The organism is Herbaspirillum sp. FG34 (assembly GCF_057809315.1).
In genome coordinates this window covers 268,327-286,331 of the sequence record NZ_JBMDJS010000003.1, presented here as the reverse complement: position 1 = coordinate 286,331, position 18,005 = coordinate 268,327, and the positions used below count along the sequence as shown (strand labels likewise).

Here is an 18,005-nt window from a genome sequence, read left to right as displayed (position 1 = left end):
ACACGCCGTCAGGCGTGCTCTGCAACCGGGCCGGCGCAAGGTCCGTTTCATCATCAAGGAGAACCCATGTTGCACAAACGTCGCCTGAGCATTGCGCTCGGCCTGGCCCTCGCTTTGCCCGTCACTTTCAGCAGTGTGGCCCATGCCGACACTCCCGCCGGCTATCCGGCCGATTACGCCAAGGTCATTGAAGGCGCCGGCAAGGAAGGCAAGGTCGTGATCTACAGCACCACCGATTCCAAGGCGGCCGAAGCGCTGATCAAGGATTTCGGCGCGCTCTATCCGGGCGTCAAGGTCGAGTACAACGACATGAATTCCACCGAAGCCTACAACCGCTTCATCTCCGAAGCCGCCGCCGGCGGCGCCACCGCCGACGTGATGTGGTCCTCGTCGATGGACTTGCAGGTCAAGCTGGCCTCCGAAGGCTATGCGGTCGCCTACAAGTCGCCCGAAGCCGCTGCCCTGCCGGCCTGGGCCAACTGGAAGGACACCGCCTACGGCACCACCTTCGAGCCGGCCGCCATCGTCTACAACAAGCGCCTGGTGAGCGAGGCCGAGGTGCCGAGCTCCCATGACGAGTTCACCAGGCTCTTGGTCAGCAAGCAGGACAAGTTCAAGAACAAGGTCACCACCTACGACATCGAGAAGTCCGGCGTGGGCTTCAGCCTGATGACCTATGACCTGAAGCACAATCCGCATTTCTGGGACTTCGCCAAAGCCATGGGCGGCGTGGCCGCACGCGTGCAGTCCTCCACCGGCACCATGCTCGAACGCATCTCCTCGGGTGAAAACCTGATCGGCTACAACATCCTCGGCCCCTATGCCCTGGTGCGCGCCAAGAAGGATCCGTCCATCGGCGTGGCCTTCACCAAGGATTACAACCTGGTGCTCTCGCGCGTGATCTTCATCAACAAGGCCGGCAAGAACCTCAATGCCGCCAAGCTGTGGGTGGACTACATCCTCTCCAAGCGCGGCCAGACCATCATCGCCAACGATGCGCAGCTCTTTGCCATTCGCGGCGATGTCACCGGGACCACCACCTCGGCGGAACTGACCAGGCAACTGGGCGCGTCCTTGAAGCCCATGCCGGTCTCCACCGAACTGCTGGACTATCTGGACCAGAAGAAGCGCCTGGACTTCCTGAAGCAGTGGAAGGAAGCCACCAAGAAGTAAATCATTTCCGTCCCGGGCCGGGTAGCGCGCAGGTCAGAGGCCGTCACGCCTTCGATACGACCCTGCTGGTCTACTCAGTCCGAACGGGGGTGTTCGTTCATTACATCGTGTCATCGCTTTGCGGAGTTCGGCTCTGGCCGTCTCCGTGGGCGGCGCATTGCCGTCGCCCGGCCTGTTCTGTTCCATCTGCCCACTCATGAGGCGCACCATGCAAACCACCACAACGCTGCCGCGCAGCGAGCAAGCCCTGCCGGCCCGCCGTTTCCGGCTGAACTGGCCGCGCGGCCTGGTCGTGCTGCTGGCAGCCCTGGCCATCTTCGTGCCGCTGCTGCTGATCTTCTATCAAAGCTTTCTGTCGGCACCCTTCTTCGCGCCGGTCAAGACGCTGACCCTGGATTCCTATCGTTTCATCTTCGACGATCCCGACTTCCGCCAGGCCTTCATCAACGGCCTGACCCTGGCCACCGGCCTGGCCCTGATCGCCGTCCCGCTGGGGGGCATGCTGGCCTTCCTGATGGTGCGCACCGACCTGCCGGGCCGCAGCTTCATCGCGCCGGCCCTGATGGTGCCGATCTTTGTCTCGCCCATGGTGATCGGTTTCGGCTATGTGGTCTCGATGGGCCCGGTGGGCTTCTACACGGTATGGGTCAAGAACCTGCTGTCGGTGGTCGGCTTCGAGGGCGATCCGTGGAATATCTATTCCTTTACCAGCATCGTCATCATCGCCGGCCTGACCCACGTGCCGCACGTCTACCTGTATGCCTCGGCGGCCCTGCGCAGTCTCGGCTCGGACGTGGAAGAAGCGGCCCGCGTGGCCGGGGCGTCGCCGCTGCAGGTGGCGCTGAACGTGTCGCTGCCGATGATCACGCCCGCACTGGCTTACTCGGGCGTGCTGGTGTTCTTCCTCGGCTTTGAAGTGTTCGGTCTGGTGCTGGTGCTGGGCGATCCGGAAGGCCACCTGGTCCTGCCCACCTATCTCTACAAGCTCACCAACAAGCTGGGTACGCCTTCGTATCACCTGATGGCGGCAGTGGCCGTGTGCCTGGTGGCGGTGACCATGCCGCTGGTGATGCTGCAACGCTGGCTGCTGCGCTCGGCCAACAAGTTTGTCGCCATCAAGGGCAAGGGTGCGCGCCAGAAGGCGCTGCCGCTGGGCAAGTGGCGCTGGGTGGCCTTCGCCCTGATTGCCGGCTGGCTGCTCTTTACCGTCATCATTCCGCTCTCGGGTATCGGCCTGCGCACCTTCGTCTCGCACTGGGGGGATGGCGTCAATCTGCTCGACGTGCTGACTTTCGAGAACCTGTTGAACGTCTGGGACCAGCCCTCGCTGGTGCGCGGCATCATCAATACGGTCTTGATCGGCGTCATCGGCGGCGCCCTGGCGGTGGCCTGCTATACCGCCATTGCCCTGGCCATGCACCGCAAGCAGGATGGCGTGACGCGCTTTCTCGACTACAGCGTGCTGGTGCCGCGTGCGGTGCCGGGCCTGCTGGCCGGCCTGTCCTTCCTGTGGGTGTTCCTGTTTGTGCCCTCGCTGCTGGATTCGGCCTTGAAGGGCATCGACAACCCCGTCGCCCTGTGGCTGGTGGACAGCTTCATCCCCGCCCTGCGCGCCCTGCGCTCGACCATCTTCTCGGTCTGGCTGGCCTACTCGGTGGTGTGGATGGCTTACGGTCTGCGCCTGATCAATACCGCCCTGCTGCAGGTCGGCCCGGAGCTGGAAGAGGCAGCCCGCGCCGTCGGTGCCTCGCGTTCCCGCGTCACCCGCGACGTCACCCTCCCGCTGGTGCGCTATGGCCTGGTGGGGGCCTGGCTGATGGTGTTCCTGATCTTCGAGCGCGAGTACTCCACCGGCGTCTATCTGCTCTCGCCCGGTACCGAGGTGATCGGTTCGATGATCGTCTCCATGTGGGCCGCCGGCGCCGTGGAACTGGTAGCGGCGCTGTCCTTCATCAATATCACGCTGGTGGCCGTGGGCCTGGGCATTGCGCTGCGCTTCGGCGTCAAGCTGCACGACTGAGCGGCACCAGCCTCCCTAAAGAGCATCCTGAGGAATCATCATGACCGAACTTTCCGTCAACGACCTGCACCTGGACTATGGTAGCGGCGCCTCCGCCAATCCCATCCTGAAGGGTGTTTCCATGCAGTTGCAACGCGGTGAAGTGGTGGCCCTGCTGGGCCCCTCCGGCAGCGGCAAGACCACGCTGCTGCGCGCCGTGGCCGGGCTGGAATCGCCCAAGGCCGGCACCATCGACATCGGTACCCGCCGCGTTTTCGAGGGCGCGCGCAACTTCGAGATGCCCGCCGAAGAACGCAATCTGGGCCTGGTGTTCCAGTCCTATGCGCTGTGGCCGCACAAGACCGTGGCTGACAACGTCGCCTATGGCCTCAAGCTGCGCAAGACGCCCTCGACCGAGATCGCCAAGCGCGTCAAGGAAGTGCTGTCGCAGCTGGGCCTGGGCCACCTGGGCGAGCGTTATCCGCACCAGCTTTCCGGTGGCCAGCAACAGCGCGTGGCCATCGCCCGGGCGCTGGTCTACAACCCGCAGGTGATCCTGCTGGACGAGCCGCTCTCCAACCTCGACGCCAAGCTGCGCGAGGAAGCCCGCGCCTTCCTGCGCGAACTGATCGTGCGCCTGGGCCTGTCGGCGCTCATGGTGACTCACGACCAGGGCGAGGCCATGGCCATCTCCGACCGCATCCTGCTGCTCAACAATGGCCGCATCGAACAGCAGGGCACGCCGCAGAGCATGTACCAGACCCCCGATACCCTGTTCACCGCCGAGTTCATGGGCAGCAACAACAAGCTGGCCGCCGAGGTGGTCAGCCGCGAGGGTGAGCGCGTGACCGTGAAGCTCGATGGCGGCATCGCCGTGGCCACCCTGCGCGGACGCGACGACGCCCGCCCCGGCGAGCAGCTCACCGGCATCATTCGCGTGGAGCAGGTGCGCATCTCGGGCGAGCAGACCGGCAATGCGATCCGCCTGCCGCTGTCGACCTGCATGTACCTGGGCGACCGCTGGGAGTGCCTGTTCAAGGTCGAGGGCGGCCCGGCCGGTTCGGTCGGCCTGCGTGCCTACGCGCCGCAGCGCCTGGAGCAGGGCGAATACTGGCTGTCGCTGCCGGAACAGGCCCTGTGGGCATTCTGAAAAACTAAGTTGGCCGTTCCGGACAACTAAGTTTTCCGGACGGCGACACTTAGTTTTTTGACGATTCATCTCATCGATGAAAACCAGTGAGGAAGGCCACCCGCCATCGCCTCGCTCACCCGGAAAACCACATCACGAAAAGACCGGGTGCATGACCAGAAGACGTCGCGCGGCGGGGCCGCGCCGACGCTATCCAACGTTCTCAATCAAGGAGACCTCAGTGCAAAAGACTCATCTGGCGGCCAGCATGCTGGCCGCATTCGCCGCGTTCGCCACGACCTCGGTCCAGGCGCAAACCTCCGTCACCATCTATGGCCTGGTCGATTCGGGCGTGGAATACCTCACCAATGCCAACGCCGCCGGCAACGGCCTGGTGCGCCTGAATTCGGGATCCATGAACACCTCGCGCATCGGCTTTCGCGGTACGGAAGACCTGGGCGGCGGCCTCAAGGCCATCTTCCAGCTGGAAAACGGTTTCAAGCTGGATAACGGCGCCCTCGATGGCGATGCCAACCAGCTCTTCAACCGCCAGTCCAATGTTGGCCTGGAAGGCGGCTTCGGCCGCGTAGTCGTGGGTCGTTCCTTCTCCACCACCTATGACTTCATCCTGCCCTTCGACCCCATGGGCTACTCGGCCAACTATTCGTGGGTGACTTCGGCCGGTGCTACCGGTAGCCGCAAGGATGGCATGCTCACCGGCGTGTCCAACCTGGTCAAGTATCAGGGCCAGTTCGCGGGCGTGAAGCTGGGCGCGACGGTCGGCTTCGGTGAGGTGGCCGGCGAGACCCGCAACGGTGCCAAGTATGCCGTCGGCCTGGGTTGGGGGACCGGCCCATTCAGCGTGGCTGCGACCTATGACCGCAACAACAGCACCAGCACCGCCAATACCCCCTATGACCGTGCCACCAGCGCCCACCTGGCCGCGGGCTACCAGCTCTCCGATGCGTGGAAGTTCAACCTCGGTTATCGCTACTACAAGAAGTCTCTGGCCACCGGCGCGACCGATCTGCGCAGCGACTTCTACTGGGGTGGCGTGACCTGGAAGTTCACGCCGGCCATGAGCGTGATGGGGGCGATCTACTACCAGAACATCAAGAACGTAGCCAACGATGCCGATCCCATCATGTATTCGCTGCGCTTGAAGTATGCGCTGTCCAAGCGCACCGACCTGTACCTGAGCACGGCCTATGCCAAGGCCAGGAACAACCAGCTGGTGGGCCTGTCGCGTGATGATGCCGGCTTCGGCAGCAGCCAGTTCGGTACCACCCTGGGCATGCAGCACCGCTTCTGATGCAACGGTAATGCCCAGGCCCGGCACGCGCGCCAGGCGTGTCGGGCCACGATAGTCTTGAGCCGTCCTTGACCGGCGCACCCCTGCAAGTTGCAGGCGTGCGCCGTTTTTTCATCTGGACCAGGGGGACGGGGCATGCAGTTGCAGGCGATCGAGCAGGTCTTCATCGCAGGCTGCGCGGTTGCAGTCGGTGAGACTGGCCACCAGGTGCGCCCCCACCATCAGCAGGAAGAGGGTGCTCACCACGATCCTGCCCCAGGGGATGCGACGCGGTTCATCTTGCCGTTCCGCGCTTTGCAACAGCAGCAGCGTGGCCGGATATTCCGCGCTCTTGACGCACAGCAGCAAGGCGATCACCAGGATGGACACCAGGGCAAACAGGGCCGTCCAGGTATAGAAGTGCATGCCCTGGAACATCGGTCCTTGCGGCGTCTGCCCGGCCAGGGCCTCCAGCGAGATCTGGCGCAGCGCGATCAGCCCGGTCAGTAGCGCACCCACCAGCGCGACCCCATAGTGCGCGCTCTTGACCCCGAAGCGCAGATTGCGCATGAAGCCGATGCCGGTCAGGATGATGCCGGTGCGCTGCAGCAGGCACAGCGGACAAGGCGCTACCAGCAGTACCCACTGGTAGTACAGCAGCAGGCCCAGGTAGGCAGTGACGGCCAGCAGGCACAGGCAATTGAGAAAGATCCCGCCCGGCAGGACGGGTTCGCGCGGGGTGAAGACGACGGAACGATCCATGAGACGGTGCCATTACAGGACGAAACCCAGGTGACCCTGGGTGGTTTGACTGAACCACCACAGGGTGACGCCGGTGCTTGCCAACCATAGCTTGTTGCTCAATGATTTCCAGCCCAATGCAATGCCGAGGACGGTCAGGAAGGCCAGCAGAAAAGGAAGATAGAGGAACATGGGATGACCCGGAGTTGATCCCGATTCATATCCGGGAGTTTGTCTGTGTGCTTTGATACCAATCGTAGCCGAATGCCCGCGCAAATCTCGCACCGAAACATCGAATAAAATCGAGATTTACCGAGAATATTCAGCTTCAGCGCGATTTCACTGAAGCCCATCAATAGAGGAGACAAGCATGCAGGTATCAGCAAGCGGCCCCTGGTCCGGTCATCAGGAGGTACGGCGGGTGGCGGTGGTGGGGACGGGCGTCATCGGCGCCAGCTGGGTGGCCTATTTCCTGGCGCGGGGGCTGGAGGTGTCGGCCACCGACCCGATGCCGGGCGCGGAGGAAAAGCTGCGGGCCGCCGTGGCGCGCCACTGGCCCAGCCTGGAAGAGCTGGGCCTGGCGCCGGGCGCCTCGCCGGAGCGACTGCGCTTCTCGGCGTCGCTGGAAGAGGCGTTGCAGGGGGCGGACTTCGTGCAGGAAAACGGCCCCGAGCGGGAAGATCTCAAGATCGATCTGTTCCAGCGCATGGATGCCGTCCTGCCGACCCATGTGGTGCTGGCGTCGAGTTCGTCGGGCCTGCTGATGAGCAAGGTGCAGGCGGCCTGCCGCCATCCGGGTCGGGTGGTGCTGGGCCATCCTTTCAATCCCCCGCACCTGATCCCGCTGGTGGAAGTCATCGGTGGCGCGCAGACCTCGCCGGAGGCGGTGCAGGCCGCGCTGGCGTTCTATACCGCCATCGGCAAGAAGGCCATCCATGTACGCAAGGAGGTCAAGGGTCACATCGCCAACCGCCTGCAGGCCGCGTTGTGGCGCGAGGCTTTCCACCTGGTCGAGCAGGGCGTGGCCAGCACCGAGGACATCGATACGGCCATCGCCTATGGCCCCGGCCTGCGCTGGGCGCTGATGGGGCCGTATCTCAACCTGCACATGTCGGGCGGGGAGGGCGGCATCGGGCATATGCTCGATCACCTGGGGCCACCCATCGAGAGCTGGTGGGCCGACCTGGGAGCGCCAGCCATCACGGATGCACTCAAGGCGCAGATTGGTGCGGGCGTGGCACAACAGATGCGCGGCAAGACCTCCACCGACCTGGCCGCCGAGCGTGACCAGTTGCTGGTGCAGTTGCTGGCGGCCAAGAGCAAGACCCAGGTCATTCCTTGAAAACTAAGTATTCGGAATTCTTTCTCTAAGTCGGCTTTCCTTAAAAACTTAAAAAAATTGATCGATGTTCATTCGGTTTTCATTGTGAAAATAACCAACCATTCGGACTGAGTAGCGGCCACGCCGCGTATCGAAGACGCTGTGCAGCGTGATGATGATTTTGCCCCGCGTAGCGCCTTCGAGTCGGCCCTGAGGGACTTGCTCGGTCCGAACGGTTTCCGGTTTCTGATGAGCCCCATTCATTTGTGCGACCGCTTGCGCCGGCTCGGCGCCATTTCCCGCATCAGTGCAATGAAGCGTTGCGCCCCCAGCCCCAGCGGCTGATCCTTGTTCCACACCACATCCACCCACATGCGCTGCTGGTTGCTGATGTTGTCGAAATCGATGACCACCAGCGTACCGGCCTCGATCTGCGCCTGCACCAGGCTGTGCGGTAGATAGGCCCAGCCCAGGCCCTCGCGTACCAGCGAGAGTGTGGCCAGGTGATTGTCGGTGCGCCACAGATGCCGTGCCAGGAAGAAGCGCGGGTCCGAGATGCTGGCATCGCGGCTGGCCACGGCGATCTGACGGATGTCATACAGGTCCTCGTAGCGCAGCTTGCGCTTCTTGCGCAGCCGTGCGGGATGATCAGGCGCGATCACGGCCACCATCATTTCGCTGCTGAATTCCTGGAAGGCTTCGCGATCATTGCCGGCGTGGCGCTCGAAGACCAGCGCCAGCTGCGCCGTATTGTCATAGAGCATGCGCATGGCATCGGCCTGGGGCGAGGACAGCACTTCCACCTCCAGCGAGGGAAACTCCCCGGCCAGCACCGCCAGCGGTTTGGCCCAGGGCACCGACAGCAGTTCCGGGGCGACCGCCAGAGTCAGCTTGCGCTCCAGCCCCTGGTGCATGGCCAGCGCATGCGCATCGAGCTGGCGCAGGGTGCTGGCCAGCAGGCGTGCATCCGGCTCCAGGGCGCGCGCCAGTTCGGTAGGGCGGGCATCGCGCGCGGTACGGTCGAACAAGACCAGGTCCAGCTCGGCTTCCAGCTGGCTGATGGTCATGCTGACCGAGGACGGCACCCGGCCCAGCAGGCGCGCCGCCGCCGAAAACGAGCCACTGTCGAGCACTGCCAGAAAGACCCGGACGTTGTCACTGGAGAAAGCCATGGCATGTTCCTTCTGCAAGCCGGTCGGCCACCTGTCAGAAAAACTGAAAGAAGCCGACTTCATTCATCAAAAACTTCATCATAGAATGCTTTCCATCGCGCGGCCAGTCCGGGTCCGCTTCCGGGGGGCAAAGGGAGCTGGCGCGCTGCTGTTTTCAGGAGCACATCATGCAGGGATTCAAACGCAAGCTGGTCTATGCCTGCCTCTTCGAGGGCCTGGCCATCATTTTCACGACGGTCGGGCTGACCGTCTTCGCCGGCCATGACGGTGCGCATTCATCGGCGGCTGCGGTGGCCTCGTCGACGATAGCCTTCGTCTGGAATTTCATCTTCAACGGTCTGTTCGAGCGCTGGGAAGCCCGCCAGCCGCGCCGTGGCCGCAACTTCGCGCGCCGTGCGGCACACGCCCTCGGTTTCGAAGGCGGCCTGGTGGTGATGCTGGTGCCGCTGTTTGCCTGGTGGCTGGACATGAGCCTGTGGGATGCGCTAGTGCTGGACTTCGGGCTGATCGTCTTCTTCATGATCTACACCTACCTGTTCAACCTGGGCTTTGATCGCGTTTTCGGTCTGCCGAGCTCGGCCATGCCGGTCAACGCGCAGGCCGGTCCGGCACGCTGAGTCGGCGCGCTGCGGCGTTCCCGGCGGGCCTTGCCTTACAATGAGGCAGCTCACCCACTTGCCAGGAAACGCATGTACATCCCCGCCCATTTCGCCGACAACGACACCACCAGCCTGCACCAGCTCATCACCGCCCATCCCTTCGGCGTGCTGGTCTCGCACACCGCCAGCGGACTGGATGCCAATCACCTGCCCTGTCATCTCGATGCTACTCAGGGCGCGCTGGGTACGCTGCATCTGCATGTGGCGCGCGCCAATCCGCTGTGGCGCGAACTGGCCGATGGCGATGCGGTACTGGTGGTGTTCTCGGCCGGCGACGCCTACATCTCGCCGAGCTGGTATCCCAGCAAGCACGAGGCACATCGCCAGGTGCCGACCTGGAACTACAGCGTGGCGCATGCCCACGGGCGCGTCACCATCCGTGACGACGAGCGCTATCTGCGCGGTGTGGTGGCGCGCCTGACGCGCACCCATGAGGCCGGAGAGACAAGGCCGTGGAAGATGTCCGATGCGCCCGCCGACTTTACCGATACCCTGCTCAAGGCCATCGTCGGCATCGAGATCGAGATCACGCGCCTGGAAGGCAAGCGCAAGCTCAGCCAGAACAAGGACGTGCGCGACATCGACGCTGCCGGCCGTACGCTGCTCGAGCGTGGTCAGGCAGAGGTCGGCGAGGCCATGCTGCAGGAGGCTGCCCGCAAGCCATCCTGAGCGGCGGCAATGAAACTGAGCAATCCTCACGTCGTATCGCGCACCTGTGTAGAATCCGGGAACCGGGCCGCTGTGCGCCCTTATCGGATTTTCTGATGTCATCGCGCTCACCCATGACTGCCCTGACCGCTTCCCCCACGTCCTCCTTGCGCAGTGATTCGCTGGGCTGCTCGGCCACTCGCCTCAAGCAGAGCCAGGAACTGCAGGGCAGTTACTTCAGCTTCTATCGCAAGCGGGTCGAGGGTGGCGAGGTCTCCCAGGTCCATACCCCGGCCTCCGATCGTGGTTTCCTGGTGGGTATCTCGATGGCCCCGCAACACCGCCGCAACATCTTCCGCGGCCGCCAGGGGGCGCAGTTCGAGTTCGGGCGCGGTGCCGTCTACATTCGTGATTTTTCCGAAGACTACCGGGCCGACCTGCAGACGCCCTTCGATTTCCTGCTGGTGGAGCTGCCGCTGTCCTGGTTCGCCACGGTCAATGAGGATCTGCGGGCAGGCAAGGCCAGTGGCCTGGCCACCGTCACCGGTCATGACGATCCGGTGCTGGCTCATCTGGCCGCTGCCCTGGCACCGGCACTGGCGCAGCCCGATGCCGACCAGCGCCTGTTCGTGGACCAGCTCGGCCTGGCCATGGGAACCCATCTGCTGCGGCGCTATGGTGGCGTCAGCCCGCCTGGTCAACGCCATATGCGGCTGTCGCGGCTGCATGAAGAGCGCGCCAAGCAGATGCTGTTGCAGAAGTCCAGGGACGCCCTCTCCATTGCGGACATCGCGCGCGAGTGCAACATGTCGGCCAGCTACTTCCTGCGCGCCTTCAAGGCCAGCACCGGTCACACGCCGCACCAGTGGCTGCTGATCCAGCGCGTCGACATGGCGCGCCATTACCTGCGCCTGACCCAGCTCTCGCTGGCCGACATCGCTGTGGCCTGTGGTTTCTACGACCAGAGTCATTTCACCCGTGTGTTCTCACAGATCGTCGGCAGCAGTCCGGGCGCATGGCGCCGTCGGCTGGGCTGACGGCCGGCCCACATCGCATCACGGCACGCGTGGCAGGTCGAAACCGAACGCGCTGCCTTGCGGCGAGGCCGCCGTCACGCGCAAGCGGCCGCGATGGGTCTCGATGATGGAGCGGCAGATGGCCAGACCCATGCCCATGCCGTTTTCCTTGGTGGTGTAGAAGGCGTCGAAGATGCGCGGCATGGCCTCGGGGGCGATGCCTGCACCGCTGTCCTGTATCGTCACCTTGACCCGCTGCTCATTGCAGCAGGTGGTGCTGATGCTCAAGGTGCGCGCGTTTTCCGGCACGCCGGTCATGGCATCGATGGCATTGACCACCAGGTTCAGCAGTACCTGCTGCAACTGCACCGTATCCCCCAGCACATGGACCTCGGCAGGGGAGAGCGAGAGGACCAGATGCACGTCGCGCTGCTCCAGTTCGCTGCGCGAGAGCGTCAGGATATGGCGGATCAGTGCGTGCAGGTCGATACGTTCGAATTGCGTCGCGTGCTTGCGGGTCAGGTTCTGCAGCCCGCTGATGATGCCGGCGGCGCGCTGGCCTTCGCTGATGATGTCGCGCAGGCTGGCACGCGCATGCTCCAGTTCCGGCGCGCTTCGGTCCAGCCAGCGCAGGCTGGCGCCGGCATTGGAGACGATGGACATGAGCGGCTGGTTGATCTCATGGGCGATGGAGGCCGTCAACTGGCCCGCCGTGTTGGCGCGCGCCACGCGCTCCATGTCCACCTGGGCGGCGCGGATGGCGTACTCGGCCTGGCGCCGCACGGTGATATCGGTGGCCGTGCCCATGTATTCGGTAAAGGTGCCGTCGACCCACACCGGCTTGCCGATGCCGGAGAGCGTACGTACTTCGCCGGTATCCTGGCGGCAGATGCGGTGCTCCACGCGGATGGTGCCACCCATGGCGACGGCGGCGTTGACGGTGTCGATCACTTCCTGGCGGTCATCGGGGTGCATGAGCGCTGCGAACTCGTCATAGGTGATGCAGTTGCGGCCGGGCGGCAGGCCATAGATGCGACACAGTTCGTCGGAGCAGAACATCAGGTCTTCGCGCACCAGGTAGCGCATGCTGCCGGCGTGGTTGAAACGTTCGCCCTGCTTGAGCAGTTCCTGGCTGGTGCGCAGCTCGCGCTCGGCGCACAGCAGCATTTCCTTTTCCAGCAAGGCCCGGGCATGGTCGGCGGCATTGCTCAGCAGCACGGCGGCATGTGCTGCGATGTGGCGGGCGCAGCGTGTCATGGCCTGGCCGGGCGCATCGTCATAAAACAGCAGCAGTGCGCCATGCGACTGGCCATGATGACTCAGGATCAGCGTCAGTGCCGCCTGCAGATCATCCGGTCCGGCAATGCAGTAGCGCTGGCTGTTGCAGACCTCCAGTCCGTCACGCCGTGCTTCGGCCTCGATCAGATCCAGGCCTGCTTCATGGCGCACCAGCAGGCAGCGCCGCGCGCCGGCAAGCTGGCAGAGGGCACGTGTGATGGCCGGCTTGAGCAGGACAGGATCGAGCAGCGCCGACAGTTCGCACAGGGTTTGCAGCAGGGCATCGTCGTCGGCGGGACGCGGGTCGGACGGCAAGGGATTCTCCTGGCAAGAATGTGGGCTCAAGGGCGCATTGTGCCGCATTGCCGGTCAGGGTGTCAGGGTGGTCCGTAGAGCCGGGTGGCCGTCAGGAGTACCAGCAGGGTATCGGCATCGACCGGCTTGGCCAGCAGTGCGATCCCCATGGTAGTGGCGCGCTGTTGCTGCAGTGCCGTGGCCTGCGCCGACAGCAACAGCAGCGGCAGGTCCGGTCGCAGCAGGCGCAATTGCTCGGCCAGTTCGAAACCGCTCATCCTCGGCAGGTTCAGATCGACGATGGCGCAGCCCGCCATGGGCAGGCAGGTACTGGAGAGGAAATCCTCGCCGCAATCGAAACTGCAATGACGGTGGCCGGCGGAGTCCAGCAGGTTGCACAGCGCGGTGCGAACGCCGGGATCGTCGTCGATCACGGCGATGGGGCGGTGTGATGCGGGCATGGTCTCCCCCTGGCTCATCATCGTCAGCGCTGTGGCCTGCGATACCTGGCCTACTGCTGGTCCGGCGGTGGCGTGCCGGTGATCTTGGGCATGCACTCGCGGTGGAACCAGGACGCCGTCAGCGCTTCCCCGGCCAGCTTGCGACGCGCGATGGGGACCAGTTGTTCGCCGATGAGCATGCCCAGCAAACCGAGCAGGGCGATGATGGGCGGAGCCGGCGACTGCACGTGCAGGGCGGCATAGATCAGTCCGGCCAGCAGGCCCATCAGGAGGGAGATCAGATAGGGTTTCATGCGTACTCCAGGAATCAATGGCCCAGCAGGGGGCCCAGACCGTTGACCAGGCGCTCGGCCAGCACCATGCCCAGCAGGCCGATCAGGGCGATGCCCGGTGGCGCCGGTGAGCGCACCTTGAAGAGCGCATAGACGACACCGATCAGGATGCCGGCCCCCAGTGAAATCAGATAAGCGGACATGGCCCGGCTCCTCATGAAGGTGGGGCGCCGCCGCCTCCGTCCGATCGACGGCTGCAGGGCGGCGGCGCCAGTGGCTGCGGGCGCTTACTTGGCCGGCACCGGGGCCAGGGTCTGCTGGTTGCCGTGCGGGCGCTGTTCGGCCTTGTGCACCATGGTGTAGGCGTAGTCCACACCCATGCCGTAGGCGCCGGAGTGCTCGCGCACGATGTCCATGACGGCGCTGTAGGTTTCCTTGCGGGCCCAGTCACGCTGCCATTCCAGCATCACCTGTTGCCAGGTCACGGGGATGACGCCGGCCTGGATCATGCGCTGCATGGCGTAGTCATGGGCTTCCTTGGAGGTGCCGCCGGAAGCGTCGGCCACCATGTAGATCTCGTAGTCGCCTTCGGCCATGGCGCACAGGGCGAAGCTGTTGTTGCAGACCTCGGTCCACAGACCCGCCACGACCACCTTCTTCTTGCCGTTGGCCTTGAGGGCGTCGCGCACCTTCTGGTCGTCCCAGGAGTTCATGGAGGTACGCTCCAGGATGTCGTGCTCGGGGAACACCGACAGCAGTTCCGGATAGGTGTAGCCGGAGAAGCCCTGGGTTTCCACGGTGGTGATGACGGTGGGGATGTTGAACACCTTGGCCGACTTGGCCAGGGCGACGACGTTGTTCTTCAGTGCCTGGCGGTCCATCGATTGCACGCCGAAAGCCATCTGCGGCTGATGGTCGATGATGATGAACTGGCAGTTGGTCGGGGTCAGCACGTCGAGCTTGGTATTGGTGGTCATGATGATTCCGTAGGTGGATGATGGTGGAGGAGTGTGCCGGCCTGGTGGCGGGGAGCGGCGAAGCAGACCGGTGGACAGCGGGAGCGAGGCTGCCGGAGGCGATCATAGGCAAGCGGGGGGAGCGCTGCCATTATCTGTTCGTATAGCTAGACGCTGGCTGTACGTTTTTGCACACTGCAAGCACCAATAAAAGCGTCAACAAAAGCGCAGGGGATGAGCAGTCCGCGGCAAGCGGCCTCACTACCTGCGCAATTCGCCCTCTCCATCGCCTTAGTCCATGCCCGGAGCCTCCATGATGACCGCAACCAGCGTGACCCCTGATCTGATCCTGTTGAACGGCAAGATCCACACCGTCGACAAGCAAAACCCCATCGCCGAGGCCCTTGCCATCGGCGGCGGAAAATTCCTCGAAGTCGGCAGCGCCGCCGACGTGATGCGTCTGAAACAAGCCACCACCCAGGTCATCGACCTGGGCGGGCGCACCGTCATCCCCGGCCTGAATGACTCCCACCTGCACCTCATTCGCGGTGGCCTGAACTACAACCTGGAACTGCGCTGGGAAGGCGTGCCCTCGCTGGCCGATGCGCTGCGCATGTTGAAGGACCAGGCCGCGCGTACTCCGCATCCGCAATGGGTGCGCGTGGTGGGCGGCTGGACCGAATTCCAGTTCGCCGAAAAGCGCATGCCCACGCTGGAAGAATTGAACGCCGCCGCGCCCGATACCCCGGTCTTCGTGCTGCACCTGTATGACCGCGCCCTGCTCAACCGTGCCGCGTTGCAGGCCGTCGGCTACACCAGGGACACGCCCAATCCGCCGGGCGGCGAAATCGTGCGCGATGCCTCGGGCAACCCGACCGGCATGCTGATCGCCCGTCCCAATGCCATGATCCTGTATGCCACCCTGGCCAAGGGACCGACCCTGCCTCAGGAATACCAGGTCAACTCGACCCGCCAGTTCATGCGCGAGTTGAACCGCCTGGGCGTGACCAGCGCCATCGATGCCGGCGGCGGTTTTCAGAACTACCCGGATGACTACCAGATCATCAACAAGCTGGCCGCTGACGGCCAGTTGACCATCCGCATTGCCTACAACCTGTTCACGCAGAACAAGGGCGGTGAGCTGGCCGATTTCCAGAAGTGGACCGGCCTGGTCAAGCCGGGTGACGGCGACGATTTCCTGCGCCATAACGGCGCAGGTGAAATGCTGGTGTTTTCCGCCGCCGACTTCGAGGACTTCCTGGAGCCGCGCCCCGACCTGGCCGAGGGCATGGAAGAGGAACTGGAGCGCGTGGTGCGTCATCTGGTGTCCAATCGCTGGCCATTCCGCCTGCATGCCACCTATGACGAATCGATCGCGCGCATGCTCGACGTGTTCGAGAAGGTCAACCGCGACATTCCCTTCGATGGCCTGCACTGGATGTTCGACCACGCCGAGACCATCACCGAGCGCAACATCGAGCGCGTCAAGGCGCTGGGCGGCGGCATCGCCATCCAGCATCGCATGGCCTTCCAGGGCGAGTACTTCATCGACCGCTACGGTAGCGATGCTGCCGAGCACACGCCCCCGATCGCCAAGATGCTGGAGATGGGCGTGCCGGTCGGCGCCGGTACCGATGCCACCCGGGTGGCCAGCTACAACCCCTGGACGGCACTGTACTGGTTGGTCTCCGGCCGTACTGTTGGCGGCACCCAACTGTACCGGTCAACTGGCAGGTTACCTCGCGAAACTGCACTGGAACTGTGGACCGCAGGCAGCGCCTGGTTCTCCAGCGAACAGGCAAAAAAAGGCCGCATCCGGGCCGGCCAGCTGGCCGACCTGGCGGTGCTGTCGGCGGATTTCTTCAGCGTGCATGAAGACCAGATCAAGGCCATCGAATCGCTCATGACCGTGGTCGATGGCAAGGTGGTCTATGGTGCCGGGCCGTTCTCCTCCTACGGACCCGGCGAGATCCCGGTCTTGCCCGAGTGGTCGCCGGTGGCCAAGGTGCCGGGGCACTACCGCGCCGTTGCCGGGGGCGATGCCGCCCGCCAGAAGAAGACCGCGCTGCCGCATGCCTGCGCGGGCTCCTGTGGTGTCCATGGACATGCGCATGACGTGGCGCGCAAGTCCAGCGTTCCGGTGTCCAATTTCGCCGGATTCTGGGGCGCGTTGGGTTGCAGTTGCTTTGCGTTCTGACGGGAGCCGATCATGCAAACGCGCCATCCCGCCCGCCGGCCGGGTTTGCCGGTCCCGCCCCTGGACGTGGGGCTGTTGTTCCTGCGCGTGGCGGGCAGCTTCATGCTCTTCTACGTGCATGGACTGCCCAAGCTCACCCATTACGCCCATGAGCTGACCGTCATCGAAGACCCCTTCGGCCTGGGCCCGACGGTCTCGCTCTGGTCGGCCATCCTGGCCGAGGCGCTGTGCCCGGTGCTCATCGCCCTGGGCCTCGTCACCCGCCTGGCCTGCCTGCCCGTCATCGGGGTACTGCTGGTGGCCATGCTGGCAGTGCATCCTGACTGGAGCATTGCCGAGGGCCAGTTCGGCTGGCTGCTGCTGGTGATCTTCACGGCCATCGCGTTGTGCGGTCCCGGCCAGTGGCGGCTGGGCCAGGCTGCGGCGCAGCCTTAGGGGCTGCCCGGCCACGGCGGTCGGTGTCGTCCCATCCCTGTTCTCAAGCCGCCCTGCATGCAGGGCGGCTGCTGTCCCCCTGCACGCTGGCCGCGCAAGCGGCAACGTCCACATTACTTCACAAGGAGTCACACCATGAGCACCCTCACCACCCGCGACGGTACTGAAATCTATTACAAGGACTGGGGCAGCGGCCAACCGGTCGTCTTCGGCCACGGCTGGCCGCTGGATGGCGACATGTGGGAATACCAGATGAACTTCCTGGCCGAGCGCGGCTATCGCGTCATCGCCTATGACCGCCGTGGTTTCGGCCGTTCCGGCCAGCCCTGGAGCGGCTATGACTACGACACCTTCGCCGACGACCTGGCCGAGCTGATGAACAAGCTGGACCTGCAGGGCGCCACCCTGGTCGGCTTCTCCATGGGCGGTGGCGACGTGGCCCGCTACATTGGTCGCCACGGCAGCCAGCGCGTGGCCAAGGCGGCACTGCTGGGCGCGGTGACGCCGATCTTCGGCCAGGCCCCGGACTTCCCGCAGGGCGTACCGGCCGAGGTCTTCGCCGGTATCAAGGAAGGGCTGTTGAAGGATCGTGCGCAATTCATCAGCGATTTCGCGGCGGTCTTCTTCGGCACCAATCGTCCCGGCAAGGCCAATGCGGTCAGCGCGGGCGTGCTGGCACAGACCTTCAACATCGCCATGCTGGCTTCGCTCAAGGGCACGCTGGATTGCGTGACGGCCTTCTCCGGTACCGATTTCCGGGCAGACATCAAGAAATTCAACTTCCCGACCCTGGTGATCCACGGCGACGACGACCAGGTCGTGCCCTTCCAGACCACCGGCAAGCTGGTGGCCGAGATGGTGCCGGGGGCACAGTTGAAGATCTACGGCGGTGCACCGCACGCCCTGTGCGCCACCCACAAGGATCAGATCAACGAAGACCTGCTGGCCTTCCTGAAGGGGTGA

The 18,005-nt window shown here is 64.2% G+C and carries 19 protein-coding genes; 11 read left to right on the top strand and 8 right to left on the bottom strand.

The annotated features are described in order from the left end of the window. Nucleotides 1-66 precede the first annotated feature (66 nt). The 4 genes from ACODSZ_RS05435 to ACODSZ_RS05420 all read left to right on the top strand — a co-directional run bounded on the left by ACODSZ_RS05435 (nucleotide 67) and on the right by ACODSZ_RS05420 (nucleotide 5,613). Nucleotides 67-1,173 carry an ABC transporter substrate-binding protein gene (locus ACODSZ_RS05435; protein ID WP_008333305.1) on the top strand — a complete coding sequence of 369 codons (1,107 nt, stop codon included), beginning with the start codon at nucleotides 67-69 and terminating at the stop codon, nucleotides 1,171-1,173. A 208-nt stretch (nucleotides 1,174-1,381) separates the two neighbouring features. After that, on the top strand, nucleotides 1,382-3,193 hold the full coding sequence (locus ACODSZ_RS05430; protein WP_008333299.1) for an ABC transporter permease: 1,812 nt from the start codon (nucleotides 1,382-1,384) through the stop codon (nucleotides 3,191-3,193). Nucleotides 3,194-3,233: 40 nt separating this feature from the next. Beyond that, the gene (locus ACODSZ_RS05425; protein WP_488927196.1) at nucleotides 3,234-4,322 is read left to right on the top strand and encodes an ABC transporter ATP-binding protein; all 1,089 of its coding nucleotides are present in this window, start codon (nucleotides 3,234-3,236) and stop codon (nucleotides 4,320-4,322) included. Nucleotides 4,323-4,542: 220 nt separating this feature from the next. After that, nucleotides 4,543-5,613 carry a porin gene (locus ACODSZ_RS05420; protein WP_175345033.1) on the top strand — a complete coding sequence of 357 codons (1,071 nt, stop codon included), beginning with the start codon at nucleotides 4,543-4,545 and terminating at the stop codon, nucleotides 5,611-5,613. Between the two features lie 111 nt (nucleotides 5,614-5,724). Here ACODSZ_RS05420 and ACODSZ_RS05415 read toward each other — a convergent pair whose 3' ends face one another. Together ACODSZ_RS05415 and ACODSZ_RS05410 are read right to left on the bottom strand one after the other, a co-directional pair. Beyond that, a complete protein-coding gene (locus ACODSZ_RS05415; protein ID WP_175345034.1) occupies nucleotides 5,725-6,354 on the bottom strand; it encodes a disulfide bond formation protein B in 630 nt (209 codons plus the stop codon). A 12-nt stretch (nucleotides 6,355-6,366) separates the two neighbouring features. After that, entirely contained in the window at nucleotides 6,367-6,525 is a 159-nt protein-coding gene (locus tag ACODSZ_RS05410; protein WP_008333293.1) for a hypothetical protein, read from the bottom strand. 178 nt (nucleotides 6,526-6,703) lie between these two features. Between ACODSZ_RS05410 and ACODSZ_RS05405 the strand changes: the two genes are divergently transcribed. Beyond that, a complete protein-coding gene (locus ACODSZ_RS05405; protein WP_488927195.1) occupies nucleotides 6,704-7,675 on the top strand; it encodes a 3-hydroxyacyl-CoA dehydrogenase NAD-binding domain-containing protein in 972 nt (323 codons plus the stop codon). A gap of 239 nt (nucleotides 7,676-7,914) precedes the next feature. Here ACODSZ_RS05405 and ACODSZ_RS05400 read toward each other — a convergent pair whose 3' ends face one another. Beyond that, nucleotides 7,915-8,826, bottom strand: a complete 912-nt coding sequence (locus ACODSZ_RS05400; RefSeq protein ID WP_175345036.1) for a LysR family transcriptional regulator — start codon at nucleotides 8,824-8,826, stop codon at nucleotides 7,915-7,917. 167 nt (nucleotides 8,827-8,993) lie between these two features. Between ACODSZ_RS05400 and ACODSZ_RS05395 the strand changes: the two genes are divergently transcribed. The 3 genes from ACODSZ_RS05395 (at nucleotide 8,994) to ACODSZ_RS05385 (ending at nucleotide 11,170) form a co-directional block, all read left to right on the top strand. Further along, nucleotides 8,994-9,443 carry a PACE efflux transporter gene (locus ACODSZ_RS05395; protein ID WP_008333290.1) on the top strand — a complete coding sequence of 150 codons (450 nt, stop codon included), beginning with the start codon at nucleotides 8,994-8,996 and terminating at the stop codon, nucleotides 9,441-9,443. Between the two features lie 72 nt (nucleotides 9,444-9,515). After that, nucleotides 9,516-10,154, top strand: coding sequence for an FMN-binding negative transcriptional regulator (locus ACODSZ_RS05390; protein WP_241822865.1), 639 nt, complete (start codon nucleotides 9,516-9,518; stop codon nucleotides 10,152-10,154). A 113-nt stretch (nucleotides 10,155-10,267) separates the two neighbouring features. After that, the gene (locus ACODSZ_RS05385; protein ID WP_488927194.1) at nucleotides 10,268-11,170 is read left to right on the top strand and encodes an AraC family transcriptional regulator; all 903 of its coding nucleotides are present in this window, start codon (nucleotides 10,268-10,270) and stop codon (nucleotides 11,168-11,170) included. Nucleotides 11,171-11,188: 18 nt separating this feature from the next. Here the strand turns inward: ACODSZ_RS05385 and ACODSZ_RS05380 are convergent, their stop codons facing one another. The 5 genes from ACODSZ_RS05380 to ACODSZ_RS05360 form a co-directional block, all read right to left on the bottom strand. Further along, entirely contained in the window at nucleotides 11,189-12,742 is a 1,554-nt protein-coding gene (locus tag ACODSZ_RS05380; protein ID WP_488927193.1) for a sensor histidine kinase, read from the bottom strand. Between the two features lie 62 nt (nucleotides 12,743-12,804). Then, nucleotides 12,805-13,182: a response regulator gene (locus tag ACODSZ_RS05375; protein WP_488927192.1), complete on the bottom strand. Its 378-nt coding sequence runs from the start codon at nucleotides 13,180-13,182 to the stop codon at nucleotides 12,805-12,807. Nucleotides 13,183-13,232: 50 nt separating this feature from the next. After that, entirely contained in the window at nucleotides 13,233-13,475 is a 243-nt protein-coding gene (locus ACODSZ_RS05370) for a DUF1427 family protein (protein WP_008333276.1), read from the bottom strand. Nucleotides 13,476-13,489: 14 nt separating this feature from the next. Next, nucleotides 13,490-13,657 (bottom strand): DUF1427 family protein, encoded by a 168-nt coding sequence (locus ACODSZ_RS05365; protein ID WP_083859654.1) that lies wholly within the window; start codon nucleotides 13,655-13,657, stop codon nucleotides 13,490-13,492. Between the two features lie 84 nt (nucleotides 13,658-13,741). After that, nucleotides 13,742-14,431 carry a hydrolase gene (locus ACODSZ_RS05360; RefSeq protein WP_488927191.1) on the bottom strand — a complete coding sequence of 230 codons (690 nt, stop codon included), beginning with the start codon at nucleotides 14,429-14,431 and terminating at the stop codon, nucleotides 13,742-13,744. Between the two features lie 292 nt (nucleotides 14,432-14,723). Between ACODSZ_RS05360 and ACODSZ_RS05355 the strand changes: the two genes are divergently transcribed. From ACODSZ_RS05355 to ACODSZ_RS05345, 3 genes are all read left to right on the top strand, one after another. Further along, entirely contained in the window at nucleotides 14,724-16,607 is a 1,884-nt protein-coding gene (locus tag ACODSZ_RS05355) for an amidohydrolase (RefSeq protein ID WP_175345042.1), read from the top strand. A 12-nt stretch (nucleotides 16,608-16,619) separates the two neighbouring features. Next, a complete protein-coding gene (locus ACODSZ_RS05350; protein ID WP_488927190.1) occupies nucleotides 16,620-17,042 on the top strand; it encodes a DoxX family protein in 423 nt (140 codons plus the stop codon). A gap of 135 nt (nucleotides 17,043-17,177) precedes the next feature. Next, nucleotides 17,178-18,005, top strand: coding sequence for an alpha/beta fold hydrolase (locus ACODSZ_RS05345; protein ID WP_008333269.1), 828 nt, complete (start codon nucleotides 17,178-17,180; stop codon nucleotides 18,003-18,005).